Here is a 16,653-nt window from a genome sequence, read left to right on the forward strand (position 1 = left end):
TGCCGGCCGGGGTCGTTACTTGGCGACGCTCGGCGGCGCGAGCGGTGTCGCGGCGAGCGACTGCGGCGAGGTCGTCGAGGCGTACGCGGACGGGGCGGCCATCGCCGCCGTCGGGTCGGCCTGCGACGCGCCCTCCGTCGGCGCCTGCACCGCGCCGATCATGCGGATGCCCGCCTCGTCCAGGGAACGCTTGATGCGCCAGCGCAGCTCCCGCTCCACGGTCAGCGCCTTGCCCGGCATGGTCTTCGCGGTGACCCGTACGGTCATCGAGTCCAGCAGCACCGCGTCGAGACCGAGGACCTCCACCGGCCCCCAGAGCCGCTCGCTCCACGGCTCCTCCTTCGCCATGACCTCGGCGGCGGAGGTGATGGCCGCGCGGACCCGGTCCAGGTCCTCGGTGGGCCGGACGGTCACGTCGACGCCGGCCGTGGACCACCCCTGGCTGAGGTTGCCGATCCGCTTCACCTCGCCGTTGCGGACGTACCAGATCTCGCCGTTGTCGCCGCGCAGCTTGGTGACCCGCAGCCCCACCTCGATGACCTCGCCGGAGGCGACCCCGGCGTCCACCGTGTCCCCGACGCCGTACTGGTCCTCCAGGATCATGAAGACCCCGGAGAGGAAGTCGGTGACGAGGTTGCGCGCACCGAAACCGAGCGCGACTCCGGCGACCCCCGCGGAGGCCAGCAGCGGTGCCAGGTTGATCTCGAAGGCGCCGAGGACCATCAGCGCGGCGGTGCCCAGGATGAGGAACGAGGTCACCGAGCGGAGCACGGAACCTATCGCCTCCGAGCGCTGGCGGCGCCGCTCGGCGTTGACCAGCAGTCCGCCGAGGGCGGTGCCCGCCACCGCCTGGGCGCTTCGGTTCATCCGCTCGATCAGATTGGTGAGGGCACGGCGCACCAGGTAGCGCAGCACGATCGCCACCGCGACGATCAGGATGATGCGCAGTCCGGTGCTCAGCCAGGTGGACCAGTTCTGTTCGACCCAGCCCGCCGCGTCGCCGGCCTGCCGGGCGGCCTCGTCGAACGAGCCCTCCGACCCGGTCGGCGGAGTGGTGGCCAACAGAACGGACGGCGACACGGGGGAACCTCCAGGACGGGCGACAGCGGATCAACCAGGTTAACGACGCGCGCCGCCCGGATGATGTCCGCCGACCGGGAGAGACGTATCTCATCCCGTGATCCCGGGGGCGCGTCCGTCGGCGCGTGGGCGCGCGTCCCCAGGCGTACGGAGGGCCTGCCGCCGTCCGGGCCACATCCGTACGACCCATTACCCGCACGTGGTGGCGCCCGGACCTGCCATGAGGAGAGACTGAGAACGGATCGTCCCGGCGCGAGCCACGCGCCGCCGGCGTACAAGGAGGCATCCACCGTGCCGCACGTCCTGGTTCTCAACGCGTCGTACGAGCCGCTCGGCGTCGTACCGCTGCACCGCGCGCTCGTCCTCGTCCTCGAAAACAAGGCCGTCTGCCTCGAAGAGTCCGGCGCCCTCCTGCACAGTCCCACCACCGTCGTGCCGGCGCCCAGTGTGGTCCGCCTCAAGCGCTTCGTGCGGGTCCCCTACCGGGGGCCCGTCCCGCTCACCCGCCGGGCGCTCTTCGCCCGGGACGGCGGCCGCTGCGCCTACTGCGGCGCCGCCGCCACCAGCGTCGACCACGTCGTCCCGCGCAGCCGGGGCGGGCGGCACGCCTGGGACAACGTGGTGGCCGCCTGCCGTCGCTGCAACCACGTCAAGGCCGACCGTCACCTCCCCGAGCTCGGCTGGCGCCTGCGCCACCAGCCCGCGCCCCCCACCGGCCTGGCGTGGCGGATCATCGGCACCGGTCACCGCGACCCGCGCTGGCTGCCCTACCTCCAGCCGTTCGGCGCGGACGACGCGATGGACCGGATCGACGGCGTCTCCGCCTGAGATCCGGCGACGGACGTGACCGGATCGACGGCGTTTCCGCCTGGATCCGGCGCCGAACGTGTCATCGCACCTCGGACCGGTGCACGGTTCCGGTCCGGAGACGCAGTGGCGGAAAAGGCTCATATCTGCCGTCCGGGGGAACGGAATGTGACCCACGGCACGTTGAGGACATGGATATCCGACCTATGTCACGCTCACGTCTGCGCACCCGAGGGCTGGGTAGGTCTCCCTTCCGTTCCGCTCCCACGGCCAGGAGGTCACCTTGCCCGCAGCCGCGCGACATCCGCTCCCCGCCCTCTCCCCACAGGTCCCCGGTCCGGCCGGCCGGCCCGCGCCGCTGACCAGTGAACAGCCCCTCGCGCCCGCCGCCGTGCCCCTCCAGGGCGGTGGACCCTCGTCCTCCCGCGTCACGCCCCCTCTCGACGCTCCCCTCGCCGCCGACGCCGTACCCCTCACCAGCGAGCCGCCGCTCGCCGACGCCACCCCCCTGACGAGCGAGCCGCCGCTCGCCGTCGTCGCTCCGCTCACCAGCGAACCGACCGCCCCCGGTGTCGCGGGGGCCATGGAGTCTCCAGGAGTCTGAATGGGCCTGTCCCGGCTCGCCGCCCTGCACGGCGTCGCCACTTCCCACTCCCCGTCCCCGGGCGTCACGGTCCCCGTCCCCGACGACACGGTCACCGCCGTGCTCGCCGCGCTGGGCGTGGCCGCCACCACCCCGGCGGACGTACGGAAGTCGCTCGCCGCCGCCGAATCGAGGGCCGGTTCCCGCCTGCTCCCGCAGACCGTCGTGGTCTGGGAGGGCGATCCGCTGCCGGCCGCCCTGGCCACGCTGCCGATCGGCACGACCCTCGACGTCGCCCCGGAGGCCGAACCGGGCGCCCCCCGGCCCGAACCGCTCCGGCTCCGCGTCACCGGCGCGCAGGCGGACGTCCCGGACACCCCGCCCCCGTCCGGCGTCCCCCTCTGGTGGACGGCCCCGCCGCTCGGCGTGCACCGGGTGACCGCGCGCACCAACGACCACCGGCAGGCCACCGCCACCCTCGTCGTCGCACCCGCCCGCGCCCCGCAGCCCCCCGCCCGCGCCCAGGGCTTCCTCGTCCAGCTCTACTCCCTGCTCTCCGGACGCTCCTGGGGCATGGGCGACCTCGGCGACCTGGCCGACCTCGCCTCCTGGGCCGGACGGACCCTCGGCGCCGGGTTCGTCCAGATCAACCCGCTGCACGCCGCCGTCCCGGGGCGCCCCGGCAGCCCCACCGACCCGTCCCCCTACCGCCCCTCCTCACGGCGCTTCCCCGACCCGGTGCACCTGCACGTCGAGTCGATCCCCGAGTACGGCCAGGTCCGGGCGCGCGCGGTCCTCGACGACCTGCGCCAGGACGCCGCGGCGCTCTGCGAGGCGGTGCTCAACAAGGGCGCGCTGATCGACCGGGACGCCGTGTGGGAGCTCAAGCGGCAGGCCCTGGAACTCGTCCACCGGGTGCCGCTCACCCCCGGCCGCCGGGCCGCGTACTGCGATTTCCTCTCCGCCCGGGGCCAGGCCCTGGAGGACCACGCGCTCTGGTGCGCGCTCGCCGAGGTGCACGGCCCCGACTGGCACACCTGGCCCGAGCCGCTGCGCGACCCCCGCTCCCCGCAGACCGCCCGCGCCCGCACCGGACTCCTCGACCGGGTGGACTTCCACAGCCGCCTCGCCTGGCTGACCGACACCCAGCTCGCCGAGGCCCGACGGGCCGCCGAGGACGCCGGGATGGAGATCGGCGTCATCCACGACCTCGCCGTCGGGGTGCACCCGGCCGGCGCGGACACCTGGTCCGGGCAGGACGACTTCGCCCGCCGCATGTCCGTCGGCGCGCCGCCGGACGCCTTCAACGCGCGCGGTCAGGACTGGGGCCTGCCGCCCTGGCGCCCCGACGCCCTCGCCGCTTCCGGCTACGCCCCCTTCCGCGGCCTGCTGCGCGGCCTCCTCGCGCACGCCGGCGGGCTCCGCGTCGACCACGTCATGGGCCTCTTCCGGCTCTGGTGGGTCCCCGAGGGGAAACCGCCCACCGAGGGCACCTACGTCAGCCACGACGGCGAGGCGATGCTCGCCGTCCTCGTCCTGGAGGCCCACCGGGCCGGGGCCGTCGTGCTCGGCGAGGACCTCGGCACGGTCGAGCCGGGCGTCCGCGAGGCGCTCGCCCGGCGCGGGGTCCTCGGTACCTCCGTCCTCTGGTTCGAACGCGACTGGGAGGGCACCGGACGTCCGCTCGCCCCGGAGAAGTGGCGCCCCGACTGCCTGGCCACCGTCACCACCCACGACCTGCCGTCCACCGCGGCCCGCCTCTCCGGCGACCACGTGCGGCTGCGCCACGAACTCGGCCTGCTCACCCGCACCCTGGAGGAGGAGCTCGCCGAGGACGCCGCCGACACCGCCGAGTGGCTCCGCTGCCTGGCCCGCCTGCGGCTGCTGCCCGAGGGCGAGGGCGACGAGGAGGCCGCCGTCCGCGCCGTGCACCGCTTCCTGCTGCGCACCCCGGCCCGGCTGACCGGCATCTGGCTCCCCGACACCGTGGGCGACCGGCGTCCGCAGAACCTCCCCGGCACCTGGGACCAGTACCCCAACTGGCGCCTGCCGATCGCCGACGGTCAGGGCCGCCCCCTGACGCTGGAACAGATCACCGGCTCGCCCCGGCTGCACCGCCTGATGGACGGACTGGCCCCGCGGAACCCTCGTACGGCACCCCCGGGCGCGCGGCGTCCGTAGGCGTTCGCTACGTTTGCACCGTGGACAAGAAGAACGCTATGCGCGCCGGCGCCGTTGCGGCCGGTACGACGCTGATGATGCTGCTCATGTCGTCCCCCGCACTCGCGCTCTCGCGCGACGACGGCGACGACCCGGGTTCAGGCCTGTCGGTCATCGAGACCATCAGCCTGTACGTCCTCGCGCCGCTCGCGCTGTTCGTGGTGATCGCGGGCCTGGTCGTGGTGCTCGACAAGTCCAAGAAGAAGGCGTAACCGCCTCACACGCTCCGCCGTGTGCGCCGCCGGTATTGGTTACCGCGCGGCGCACACGCATGTCCGGGCGCGCCTGTGGGGCAGGGGAGCGACGGGCCGCGTCGCCCTCCCTCGCCGGTCCGGTCCCTGGGCGGACCGGTCCCGGGGCGGACCGGTCCCGGGGCGCCGGGGAACGTACGAGGGCGCCCTCCCCGCCGCGTACGGTCCGGAGAGGGCGCCCTCGCGCGGTGCGCCGCCGCGCCGTTACGCGGACGCGGCCGCCGCGTCCGCGGCCCGGGCGCGCAGCGCGCGCTCGACACCCGCGCGCGACTCCGACACCAGCCGGCGCAGCGCCGCGTTCGGCTCCGCCGAGGCGAGCCAGGCGTCCGTGGCGTCCAGGGTCTCCTGGGAGACCTGGATCGCCGGGTAGAGGCCGATCGCGACCTGCTGGGCCATCTCGTGGCTGCGGGTCTCCCACACGTCCTTGAGCGCCGTGAAGTACTTCTCCGCGTACGGCGCCAGCAGCTCGCGCTGCTCGGTCTGGACGAAGCCGCCGATGACGGCCTCCTGGACGGCGTTCGGCAGCTTGTCGGACTCGACGACCAGCGCCCAGGCCTCCGCCTTGGCCTCCTCGGAGGGACGGGCGGCGCGTGCCTCGGCCGCGTGCCGCTCGCCCGCCGCGGTGCGGTCGCGCTCGTACTCGGCGGCGATCTCCTCCTCGTCCAGCAGACCGGTCGCCGACAGGCGCTGCACGAACGCCCACCGCAGCTCGGTGTCGACGGCCAGGCCCTCGACCGCCTTGCTGCCGTCCAGCAGCCCCTGGAGCAGGTCCAGCTGCTGCGGGGTACGGGCCGTCGCCGCGAACGCGCGGGCCCAGGCCAGCTGGTGGTCGCTGCCGGGCGCGGCGGCGTTCAGGTGCGCCAGGGTGGCGTCCGTCCACCGGGTCAGCAGCGTCTCCCGGGCTTCGGGGGCCGCGTACTGGTCGAGCGCCAGCTTCAGCTGACGGTGCAGCGACTGCACCACGCCGATGTCCGACTCCTTGCCGATGCCGGAGAGCACCAGCGCGAGGTAGTCGCGGGTCGCCAGTTCGCCGTCGCGGGTCATGTCCCAGGCCGAGGCCCAGCACAGCGCGCGCGGCAGCGACTCGGCGAAGTCGCCCAGGTGCTCGGTGACGAACCGCAGCGACTCCTCGTCGAGCCGGACCTTCGCGTACGACAGGTCGTCGTCGTTGAGCAGGATCACGTCCGGGCGCTTCGTGCCCTCGGGCAGCGCCACCTCGGTGCGGGCGCCGTCCACGTCCCGCTCGATGCGCTCGGTGCGGACCAGCTTGCCGTCGGCGCCGAGGTCGTAGAAGCCGATCGCGACCCGGTGCGGGCGCAGCGTCGGCTCGCCCTTGGCGCCGGCGGGGAGTGCCGGGGCCTCCTGGAGGACCGCGAAGGAGGTGATCCTGCCCTCGGCGTCCGTCTCGACGGCGGGGCGCAGGACGTTGATGCCGGCCGTTTCCAGCCACGCCTTCGACCAGGTCTTCAGGTCGCGGCCGGAGGTCTCCTCCAGCGCGCCCAGCAGGTCCGTGAGGCGGGTGTTGCCGAAGGCGTGCGCCTTGAAGTACGCCTGCACGCCCGCGAAGAACTCGTCCTGGCCGACGTAGGCGACGAGCTGCTTGAGGACCGAGGCGCCCTTCGCGTACGTGATCCCGTCGAAGTTGACGAGGACGTCGTCGAGGTCGTTGATCTCCGCCATGATCGGGTGCGTGGAGGGCAGCTGGTCCTGCCGGTACGCCCAGGTCTTCATGGAGTTCGCGAAGGTGGTCCACGACTGCGGCCAGCGGGAGCCCTCGGCGTCCGCCAGGCAGGCGATCGAGGTGTAGGTGGCGAACGACTCGTTCAGCCAGAGGTCGTTCCACCACTCCATGGTGACCAGGTCGCCGAACCACATGTGGGCCAGCTCGTGGAGGATGGTCTCCGCCCGGCCCTCGTACGCGGCGTCGGTGACCTTGGAGCGGAAGACGTACTGGTCGCGGATGGTGACCGCGCCCGCGTTCTCCATCGCACCGGCGTTGAACTCCGGCACGAAGAGCTGGTCGTACTTGGCGAACGGGTACGCGTAGTCGAACTTCTCCTGGAACCAGTCGAAGCCCAGCCGGGTGAGCTCGAAGATGTCGTCCGCGTCGAGGTACTCGGCGAGCGAGGGGCGGCAGTAGATGCCGAGCGGCACCGTCCGGCCGTCGCGCTCGTAGCTGCTGTGCACCGAGTGGTACGGGCCCGCGATCAGTGCGGTGATGTACGTCGAGATGCGCGGCGTCGGCTCGAACGTCCAGACGTCGCCCACCGGCTCCGGCGTCGGCGAGTTCGAGATCACGGTCCAGCCGGCGGGGGCCGTCACGGTGAAGGCGAACGTGGCCTTCAGGTCGGGCTGCTCGAAGCTGGCGAACACCCGCCGCGCGTCCGGCACCTCGAACTGGGTGTACAGGTACGCCTGCTCGTCGACCGGGTCGACGAAGCGGTGCAGGCCCTCACCGGTGTTGGTGTATGCGCAGTCGGCGACGACCCTCAGCTCGTTCGCGCCCTCGCGCAGGTGCGGCAGCGCGATCCGGGCGTCGCGGAAGACGGCGGCGACGTCCAGCGAGGTGCCGTTGAGGACGACGTCGTGGACCGCGGGGGCGACGAGGTCGATGAAGGTCTCCGCACCGGCCTCCGCGGAGTCGAAGCGCACCGTGGTGACGGACCGGAAGGACCCGCCCTCCTGCGCTCCGGAGAGGTCGAGCTCGACCTCGTACGCGTCCACGGTCAGCAGGCGCGCCCGCTCCTGTGCCTCTTCGCGGGTCAGATTCGTGCCGGGCACCCGGTCATCTCCTTCGATGGTGACGTTTCGGGTCATCCTTCCACGCCGGAAGCCGGTGTCGCCCGGCAGCCGGTCCGGACACAGCACGAGGGGGAGGCCACCGGCGACCGGTGATCTCCCCCTCGGACGTGCGACCGGGTCAGCCGTTCAGCTCGGCCGCCACCAGCTCCGCGATCTGCACCGCGTTCAGGGCCGCGCCCTTGCGGAGGTTGTCGTTGGAGACGAAGAGGGCGAGACCGTGCTCGACCGTCTCGTCGACCCGGATGCGGCCGACGTACGAGGGGTCCTTGCCGGCCGCCTGGAGCGGGGTCGGGATGTCGGAGAGTTCGACGCCCTCGGCGTCCCTCAGCAGGTCGTGGGCGCGCTCGACGCTGATCGGGCGGGCGAAGCGGGCGTTGATCTGGAGCGAGTGGCCGGAGAAGACCGGCACGCGCACGCAGGTGCCGGAGACCTTCAGCCCCGGGATGCCGAGGATCTTGCGGGACTCGTTGCGGAGCTTCTGCTCCTCGTCCGTCTCGTACGAACCGTCGTCGACGATCGAACCGGCGAGCGGCACCACGTTGAAGGCGATCGGACGCTTGTAGACGCCGGGCTCCGGGAAGTCCACGGCACCGCCGTCGTGGGTCAGCCTGTCCGCGTCGGCGACGACCTTCGACGCCTGGCCGTGCAGCTCGGCGACACCGGCCACACCGGAGCCGGAGACCGCCTGGTAGGTGGCGACGGTGAGGGCCTCCAGGCCCGCTTCGTCGTGCAGGGGGCGCAGCACGGGCATGGCGGCCATCGTGGTGCAGTTCGGGTTGGCGATGATGCCCTTGGGGCGGTTGAGCGCGGCCTCCGGGTTGACCTCGGAGACGACCAGCGGGACCTCGGGGTCCATGCGCCAGGCGGAGGAGTTGTCGATCACGACGGCACCCTGGGAGGCGACCTTCCCGGCGAGCGCCCGGGAGGTCGCGCCGCCGGCGGAGAAGATGACGATCTGCAGGCCCGTGTAGTCGGCGGTGGTGGCGTCCTCGACCGTGACCGAGGTGCCCCGGAAGTCGATGGTGGAGCCCGCCGAGCGTGCGGAGGCGAAGAGCCGCAGCTCCGTGACCGGGAACTCCCGCTCGGCCAGGATCTTGCGCAGGACTGTGCCGACCTGACCGGTGGCACCGACGATTCCGACCTTCACGGGGAGACTCCTCTGTACGTGTGTGCGGCCCTGGTGGCTGTCCCGTCGTCCCTGGTGGGAGACGTGCGGGGCGGCCCTTCGCGGCTCCATGATGCGTTTGTCCCCGCCCACCTTGTCCAATCCATTGTCCGGCCTGCGGACGCCTGCCGCTCCCGCCGCAGGTTCTGCCGTCGGGCGGCCCCGGGGAGCCAACATCTTCGGCGGGGTCCGGAGGGGCGGCGCCGGGAGCGTGCGGACGTACGGCGGGGCGGGAGCCCGTGAGAGCGCCCGCCCCGCCTGCCCGCCGGCCGGTCCGCGGACCGGCCGGCCGGAGTGCTACTCCGTGACCTTGGCGATCACGACACTGCCCTTGCCCGCGGCGGTGCCGTGGGAGTTCACCAGCTGGACCTCGCCGAAGAACTGCCGTCCCTCGGGAGCCGCGCCGGCGACGACCACCTCGGCCCCGACGTGGGCGGACGCCCCGGCGGCGAGGTTGACCGGCGTCGACTCGTCGACCTCGATGGTGCCGAGCGACGCGGTGTAGTACACGTCGCGGTAGTCGTACGCGGTGGTGCCGGCGGGAACGTCGTACCCGTCCACCAGGATCGTGTAGGTACCGGCAGCCGGCGAGACGAGGCTCACCGACTCCTCGGACCCGGCGGTGGTCGACGCACCGACCTCCTCGTCGCCGAGGTAGACGTACAGGTCGATGTCGGCGTTGGCGTCCGAAGTGCCGCCGACGGCGACGTCGAGCTTCTCGACGCCCTCACCGATGGTCACCGTGGAGATCTGCGCGTCGCCCGTCGAGATCGACGGGCGGCCGACCGCCGCCGAACCGAGCGAACCGCCCTTGAGGTGACCGGTCAGGGCCGCCGCCTCGTTGGTGACGGTCCACCCGACCGCCGTCGGGGTGCCGATCTTCGCCTCGGCGATGGTCTGCACCGCCGGGTCGAAGGTGGCACCGAGCAGCGAGACGTCGAGCGTGTAGGGGTTGTCCAGGAGCGGCGACGTACGACGGGCCTCGACCTCGATCTCCCAGACACCCGGCTGCGGGTCCTGGTAGGCGCGGGCGTCGGGACGGCACTTGTTCGTCGGGCTCTCGTAGTTCGGGTAGCAGTAGATCGTGGAGCTGTCCTCGACCGCGACCCCGTACGGGTGGATCGAGATGAACCGCGTCTGGCTGCCCGAGCGCAGGGCGCCGAGCGCGACCTCCAGGGTCTTGGCGCCCTCGGGCACGTTCAGGAAGTACGACGTGGTGCCGTTGCGCTGCACCGAACCGGAAGCGCGGAACGCGTTGGAAGGCGCCTTGATGTCGGTGGCGACGACCACGGTGGTCAGGATCTGGTGGTCCACGCCCACCGTCTTGGCGTCGTCCACCTCCAGGATGGCGCTGTGCACGCCGACCGAGCGGGGCTGCGCCTGGACCTTCACGGTCACCGGCGTGCCGAGCGGCAGTCGGACGGTGCTCGGACCGACCAGCTTGAAGGTGCCGTCGCCGTTCTTCCACGACAGCTTGTGCGCGACGTCGCGGTCGGCGCCGGTCGTACGGGTGATGACCACGTCGTACGTCTTCTTCTGACCGGTCTTCAGGCCGCCCTCACGGTCGTAGAGGCCGGTGCCGAAGCCCGGGTCCTTGAGCGCGAAGTCGATCGCCGTGTCGACGGGGGCCTTGACCGCGTACTCGTTGGCCGCGGCGCCCTTCTTGATGAGCTTCCACGCGGCCACGATGTTGATGAGGCCGGCACCCTGGGCGTGCGCGGGCACGTCCTTGATCTGGGTGGCGGAGCTGGTCAGGGCGGTGCGCAGATCGGCCGGCGGCAGGTCGATGTGCTTCTGCTTCGCGGCGGAGAGCAGCAGCGCGGTGGCGCCGGCGACCTGCGGCGAGGACATCGAAGTGCCCTGCAGCATGGAGTAACCGGCGGGCAGGGTGTAGCCCGCCTCCTTCACCGGCCCGCCGGGCAGCCAGGTCTGCGTGGTGTTGATGGACGCGCCCGGAGCGGTGATGATCGGCGCGAAACCGCCGTCCTCACGCGGACCGCGCGAGGAGAAGGGCAGCATGTCGTACTTCTTGGTGACGAGGGAGCCGTAGTTGGCCGCCCAGGTCTCCCTGGAGATCGCCGCGCCCACCGAGATGACGTGGTCGGCGAGGCCGGGGTCACCGATGGTGTTGACGCCCGGGCCGTCGTTGCCGGCCGAGATGACCAGCTGGACGCCGTAGTTGTCGATGAGCCGCTTGTACAGCTCGGCGCGGGCGTTGTTGCCGTCGTTGAGCGGCGGCAGGCCGCCGATCGACATGTTGACGACGTCGACCCCGCGGTTCACGACGAGGTCGATCATGCCCTCGGTGAGAGCGATGTTGGTGCAGCCGCCGGTCCAGGTGCAGGCGCGCGAGGAGACGATCTTCGCGCCGGGGGCCGCACCGTTCATCTTGCCGCCGAACAGGCCGTTCGCCGCGGTGATGCCCGCGACGTGCGTACCGTGCTCGCTCTCGATGACGCCGATGCTGACGTAGTCGGAGGTGGCGCCCGCCGCGTTGTAGACGACGTTCTTGCGCGTCTCCACCACGAACGGGACGCGCTCGGCGACGTCGGTGCGCGGGTCGTCGGTGCCGAAGTACGCGACCTGGTTCTTCTCCTTGTACGGCTTGAGGGCCGTGTCGTCGGAGAAGTCCGCGTCGCTGTTCAGGTCCACCCGGGTCACGCCGGTCACCGGGTCGTAGAGCACGCCCCAGCTGTCGGTGGTGTCGCCGTCGCGGTTGAGGTCGCCCGCCATGTCGCCGCCGTTGGTGGCCGACTCGCGGAAGAGGCTGAACCTGTACGAACCGGTGGGCGCCGCGTACGTGACGCCGCCGGCGGTGAACGACGGGCCGGAGACCGCCTGCGTCATCCGCAGCCAGGTGCCGTCGCCGTCGCTGACCGGGTCGGTCGCGGTCACCCAGTCGACGATCTTGCGCTCGCCGGTGGTGGTCTTCTGGAGCGCCGGGTGACCGAGGTCCACACCGGAGTCCAGGATGCCGATGGTGATGCCCCGGCCGTCCGCCTTCGGGTTCTGCTGCACGAAGTCGACCGCACCCGTCTCGAAGGACGGGTTGTACGGGTTCTTCGCGGGCGTCTTCTTCGACGGCGCCGCGTACGTGCTGGAGGTCGTGGCCTTCTTCGCGCCGGCGGCACGGTCGGCCGCGGGCGTCGGGTCGTCCAGCTCGATCTCCTGCTGGAGGTCGATGCCGAGGACGGACGACAGCTTCGAGGCCGACGCGATGGTGGCCTTCGCGGTCTTCGTGGGCACCGTCGCCCGGACGTAACCGAGCGCGTCGTACGTACGGCCGAGCAGCGAGCCGCTGACGGCGTCGAGCTGGTCGGCGACCTGCTCGGTCGCGCCGGGCTTCGTCGCGACCATCATCGTGACGGTCTTCTCGCCGGTGGCCTCGGCCTTCGCCAGGAGATCGGCGTCCGCCTCGCCGAGCTTGTCGCCCGACGGACTCGTCGCGGTGGGCTTGAGGGTGTTCACGGCGGGGTCGTCTGCGGCGAACACCGGGGTGGTGGCGGTGGCGGCGAGCGCGGCCACCAGGCCCGCCGCGGCGGCCACCCGGGCCACTCGTCTCGCCGCGGGTATGGAGCCGGGAGAATCCTTGGTCATCAGCATCCCTGCGATCGGAAAGGAAGAGTCCGGAAATCGGTACCGGATGACCGCTCACCCTTTCGTACCCGACAGGGTTTGTGGAGAGTTGACCGAGGCGCTTAGACGACATGGCGTAGATCCGCCACCGGTGCCTCTGCGTCACCGGGGAGAAAAGGTGTCGGACACGGACCTAAGGGTCCCCTCCCCCCCCGGCTGGTCCCCCGCTCAGCGGGGCAACGCCACCACGTACGCGGCGGGTTCCCGGTCGCGCGCGGCGCGCAGCGCCGTCCGCACCACGCCCGCCTGCTGCCCCATCGCCTCGTGCGGCTTCCCCGCCGAGAGCCGCACCACCGTGACGCCGAGGCGCTCCAACTGCTCCCGCCGCACGGCGTGCGCCACCGGGTCCGCGTCCTGCTCCGCCCCGCGGTGCGGCCCCCGGGGAGCGGGCCACGACGTGGACCGCGGGGGCCGCCGGTGGGACGTCCGCGCGGTGTCCAGCTCCACCGCCACCGCTTCCTCGGGCCAGTAGGCGTCCACGCTGCCCAGGTGGGGGCCGCCGGGCAGCCGCAGATCCACGTTCCACACCGGCTCGGGCAACCGGTGCGCCCGCACCATCGTGTAGAGCCGTTCCTCGGCGAGGCTCCGGCCCTCCGCGAGCAGCAGCTCGACCGCCCGGGTCACGGCCGGCCGCCCCAGGAGCTTCGCGGCGCCCAACCCGGCGACCAGCGCCGAAGGTTCGCAGTGGCCGTCGCGGACCGCCTCGGCCAGCAGCAGCCGTACCGCGACCGGGTCGTCGAGCCCGGCCACCACGTCGGTGACGGCCCGCTCCGCGGTCACCACCGGAAACCCGTGGATCACCACCGGGTCGCGCGGGAGGGTGGCGCGCACCACCCGGACGAACTCCGCCGGCCGCAGCCGCCGGGTGCGGGGCACCAGCACGTCGACGGTGGTGAGCGCGAGCACCGGCGGCGCGGCGGCGAAACCGTGCAGCGCCAGCGCCGCCACTCCGGTGACGACCGCCCCCTCTGGCCCGTCCGCGGCGGCGTCGCCGTCCGTGCCGCGGCGCCCGCCGGCGGGTCGCCCCCCGTACAGCAGCGCGGCGCGCAGCCGGTCCGCTCCGTCCGCCGGGCCCGTGTGCAGCAGGTAGACGCCCGGCAGCAGCCGCTGCCAGGGACCCCGGGGAGAACAGCGTCCGGAGACCTGGGCGGTGGTCAGGCCGCACTGCCGCAACTGCGCGCCGGTGACGACCCGCAGGCCCGCCCCGGGTGTGCCCGAGCGGCCGCCGGGGGAGGAGAGGGACGGGTCGTCGTTGGTGCACGAGGGGTTCATGCCCAGGGGTTTTCCGCCGGCGGACCGGCGGCTAACCCCTGTTACAGGCCCGTCGACATACCCGGACAGCCCGGGCCCGCTGCGTGCGGACCGGTGATCGAAATGGCCCGCCGTGCGCTCGGTCCCCGGCGCCCGTCGGCCGGCGTCCCGGTGCGGTCGGCCACCGGCGCACAGCGGTGCGGGCCGCCCCCGGTGAAGGGGACGGCCCGCACGGGAAGGGCCCCGGGGTCAGGCAGCGGCGGCGTCGCACTCCTGGCCGCGCAACGCGCGCGCCAGGTCGTCGCGGGCCTCCAGCACCAGACGGCGCAGCGCGGGAGCGGCGTCCTCGTGCTCCTTCAGCCAGGTGTCGGTGGCCTCCAGGGTCGCCGGATCGTCCTGGAGCCCCGGGAAGAGGCCGGAGACGACGTCCATCCCGATCTGGATGGAGCGCTCCTTCCACACCCGCTCGATCGCCGCGAAGTACTTCTCCGTGTACGGCGCGAGCAGGGCGCGCTGCGAGGGCCGCGTGAAACCGGCGATGGTCGCCTCGACGAGCGCGTTGGAGAGCCGGTCCGACTCCACGACCGCCGCCCACGCCTGGTCCTTGACCGCCGCCGAGGGGCGCGCGGCCAGGCAGCGCACCTGGTGGCGCTTGCCCGACGCCGTGTCGTCGCGGGCGAGTTCGGCGGCGATCGCCGCCTCGTCGGCCACCCCGTGGGCGGCCAGCGGGAAGAGGAACGCCCAGCGCAGCTCCTGGTCGACGTCGAGTCCCTCGATCACGGCCGAGCCGTCGAGCAACTCGCCCAGCAGCCGGAAGTCCTGGTCCGAGGCGGCCGACGAGGCGAAGAACCTGGCCCAGGTCAGCTGGTCCTGGCCGCCCGGCGCGGCGCGCCTCAGCTCGCGCAGCGCACCTTCGGCGAGGAGCCGTCCGCCCTCCTCGCGCCAGTCGGGGGCGGTGTAGTGGACGAGCGCGGAATGCGCCCAGTTGTGCAGCATCTGGAGGACGCCGATGTCCGACTCACGGCCGGCGAAGGTGAGGACCAGGGAGATGAAGTCGCGGGCCGGCAGGAGCCCGTCACGGGTCATGTTCCACAGCGCCGACCAGCAGAGCGCGCGGGCCAGCGGGTCCTCCAGGGCACCGAGGTGGGTGCGCAGGGTGGCGAGGGACGCCGCGTCGAAGCGGACCTTGCAGTACGTCAGGTCGTCGTCGTTGACGAGGACCAGCTCGGGCTTCTCGGCCCCGGCCAGCCCGGTGACGGCCGTGCGCTCCCCGAAGACGTCGGTCTCCGCGCGGGCGTACCGCGTCAGCGCGCCGTTCCCGTCCCGCCGGTAGAGGCCCACCGCGACGCGGTGCGGGCGGAGCTCCGGGTGGGACGCGGCGGCTTCCTGGACCACCGTGAGTTCGGCGACCCGTCCCTCGGCGTCGTAGGTGAGGACGGGGGTGAGGCTGTTGACCCCCGCCGTCTGGAGCCAGGCGCGGGACCAGGCGGTCATGTCGCGGCCGGAGGTCTCGGCGAGCACCGAGAGCAGGTCGCCGAGGCGGGTGTTGCCGTAGGCGTGCTGCTTGAAGTAGCGCCGGGCGCCCTCGAGGAACGCGTCCCGCCCGACGTACGCGACCAGCTGCTTCAGGACGGAGGCGCCCTTGGCGTACGTGATGCCGTCGAAGTTCAGCTTGGCGTCCTCCAGGTCACGGATGTCGGCCGTGACCGGGTGGGTGGAGGGCAGCTGGTCGGCCCGGTAGGCCCACGCCTTGCGGTTGTTGGCGAAGGTGATCCAGCCGTTGGTGAAGCGGGTCGCCTCCACCATCGAGAAGGACCCCATGAAGTCCGCGAAGGACTCCTTCAGCCACAGGTCGTCCCACCAGCTCATGGTGACGAGGTCGCCGAACCACATGTGCGCCATCTCGTGCAGGATGACGTTGGCCCGGCGCTCGTACGACGCCGAGGTGACCTTGCCGCGGTAGATGTACTCCTCGCGGAAGGTGACCAGGCCCGGGTTCTCCATCGCACCGAGGTTGTACTCGGGCACGAAAGCCTGGTCGTACTTCCCGAACGGGTACGGGTAGTCGAAGTGGTCGTGGAAGAAGTCCAGGCCCTGCTTGGTGATGAGGAAGACGTCGTCCGCGTCGAAGTGGCGGGCGAGCCCCTTGCGGCACATCGCGCCGAGCGGGATCTCCAGCGTGGTGCCGTCGGCGAAGGTGCGGGAGTAGTGGTCGCTCACGTAGTGGTACGGACCCGCGACCACGGCGGTGATGTACGTCGAGATCGGCTCGGTCTCGGCGAAGCGCCACACCCCGCCCTCGTGGGACTCCTCGGCGCCGTTGCTCCACACCCGCCAGCCCTCGGGGGCCGTCACCTCGAAGCGGTACGGGGCCTTGAGGTCGGGCTGCTCGAAGTTGGCGAAGACGCGGCGGGCGTCGGCCGGTTCGTACTGCGTGTAGAGGTAGACCTCGCCGTCCTCCGGGTCCACGAACCGGTGCATCCCCTCGCCGGTCCGGCTGTACGCGCACCGGGCGTCGACCACCAGGACGTTCTCGCCGTCGGCCAGGGAGTCCAGCGCCACCCGGGTCCCGTCGAAGACCGCCGCCGGGTCGAGCGCGGTGCCGTTCAGGGTCACCGCGTCGACGCCCGGGGCGATCAGGTCGGCGAAGGTGGAGGCGCCGGCGCGCGCCGAGCGGAAGCGGATGGTGGTCACGGACCGGAAGGTGCGCCCGGCGCCCTCCCCGTCGGCTCCGCCGACGGCGGACCGCAGGTCGAGCGCGATCTCGTATCCCTGGACGGTCAGTAGCTCCGCCCGCTCGCGGGCCTCTTCGCGGGACAGGTTCTCACCGGGCACCGGCACTCCTTCGTGACTCGATT

The 16,653-nt window shown here is 72.5% G+C and carries 10 protein-coding genes; 4 read left to right on the forward strand and 6 right to left on the reverse strand.

What is annotated here, in order from left to right; all coding sequences use genetic code 11:
- Positions 1-15: 15 nt before the first annotated feature.
- The gene (locus PZB77_RS21140) at positions 16-1,080 is read right to left on the reverse strand and encodes a mechanosensitive ion channel family protein (RefSeq protein ID WP_275494181.1); all 1,065 of its coding nucleotides are present in this window, start codon (positions 1,078-1,080) and stop codon (positions 16-18) included.
- A gap of 291 nt (positions 1,081-1,371) precedes the next feature.
- On the opposite strand from PZB77_RS21140, the gene PZB77_RS21145 reads away from it, so the two are divergent.
- From PZB77_RS21145 to PZB77_RS21160, 4 genes are all read left to right on the forward strand, one after another.
- Complete coding sequence (locus tag PZB77_RS21145) at positions 1,372-1,908, forward strand: HNH endonuclease (RefSeq protein WP_275494182.1); 537 nt, start codon at positions 1,372-1,374, stop codon at positions 1,906-1,908.
- A 262-nt stretch (positions 1,909-2,170) separates the two neighbouring features.
- The gene (locus PZB77_RS21150; protein WP_275494183.1) at positions 2,171-2,491 is read left to right on the forward strand and encodes a hypothetical protein; all 321 of its coding nucleotides are present in this window, start codon (positions 2,171-2,173) and stop codon (positions 2,489-2,491) included.
- Positions 2,492-4,651 carry a 4-alpha-glucanotransferase gene (malQ, locus tag PZB77_RS21155; protein ID WP_275494184.1) on the forward strand — a complete coding sequence of 720 codons (2,160 nt, stop codon included), beginning with the start codon at positions 2,492-2,494 and terminating at the stop codon, positions 4,649-4,651.
- A gap of 20 nt (positions 4,652-4,671) precedes the next feature.
- A complete protein-coding gene (locus PZB77_RS21160) occupies positions 4,672-4,902 on the forward strand; it encodes a hypothetical protein (protein ID WP_275494185.1) in 231 nt (76 codons plus the stop codon).
- Positions 4,903-5,145: 243 nt separating this feature from the next.
- Here the strand turns inward: PZB77_RS21160 and pepN (PZB77_RS21165) are convergent, their stop codons facing one another.
- The 5 genes from pepN (PZB77_RS21165) to pepN (PZB77_RS21185) form a co-directional block, all read right to left on the reverse strand.
- Entirely contained in the window at positions 5,146-7,722 is a 2,577-nt protein-coding gene (gene pepN / locus PZB77_RS21165) for an aminopeptidase N (protein WP_275494186.1), read from the reverse strand.
- Between the two features lie 139 nt (positions 7,723-7,861).
- The gene (locus tag PZB77_RS21170) at positions 7,862-8,890 is read right to left on the reverse strand and encodes an aspartate-semialdehyde dehydrogenase (protein ID WP_275494187.1); all 1,029 of its coding nucleotides are present in this window, start codon (positions 8,888-8,890) and stop codon (positions 7,862-7,864) included.
- A gap of 315 nt (positions 8,891-9,205) precedes the next feature.
- Positions 9,206-12,511, reverse strand: coding sequence for a S8 family serine peptidase (locus tag PZB77_RS21175; RefSeq protein ID WP_275494188.1), 3,306 nt, complete (start codon positions 12,509-12,511; stop codon positions 9,206-9,208).
- A 201-nt stretch (positions 12,512-12,712) separates the two neighbouring features.
- Positions 12,713-13,816, reverse strand: a complete 1,104-nt coding sequence (locus tag PZB77_RS21180) for a hypothetical protein (RefSeq protein WP_275494189.1) — start codon at positions 13,814-13,816, stop codon at positions 12,713-12,715.
- A gap of 228 nt (positions 13,817-14,044) precedes the next feature.
- Entirely contained in the window at positions 14,045-16,630 is a 2,586-nt protein-coding gene (gene pepN, locus PZB77_RS21185) for an aminopeptidase N (protein ID WP_275494190.1), read from the reverse strand.
- Between the last annotated feature and the right edge of the window lie 23 nt (positions 16,631-16,653).

This window comes from Streptomyces sp. AM 2-1-1 (assembly GCF_029167645.1).
Taxonomy (GTDB): domain Bacteria; phylum Actinomycetota; class Actinomycetes; order Streptomycetales; family Streptomycetaceae; genus Streptomyces.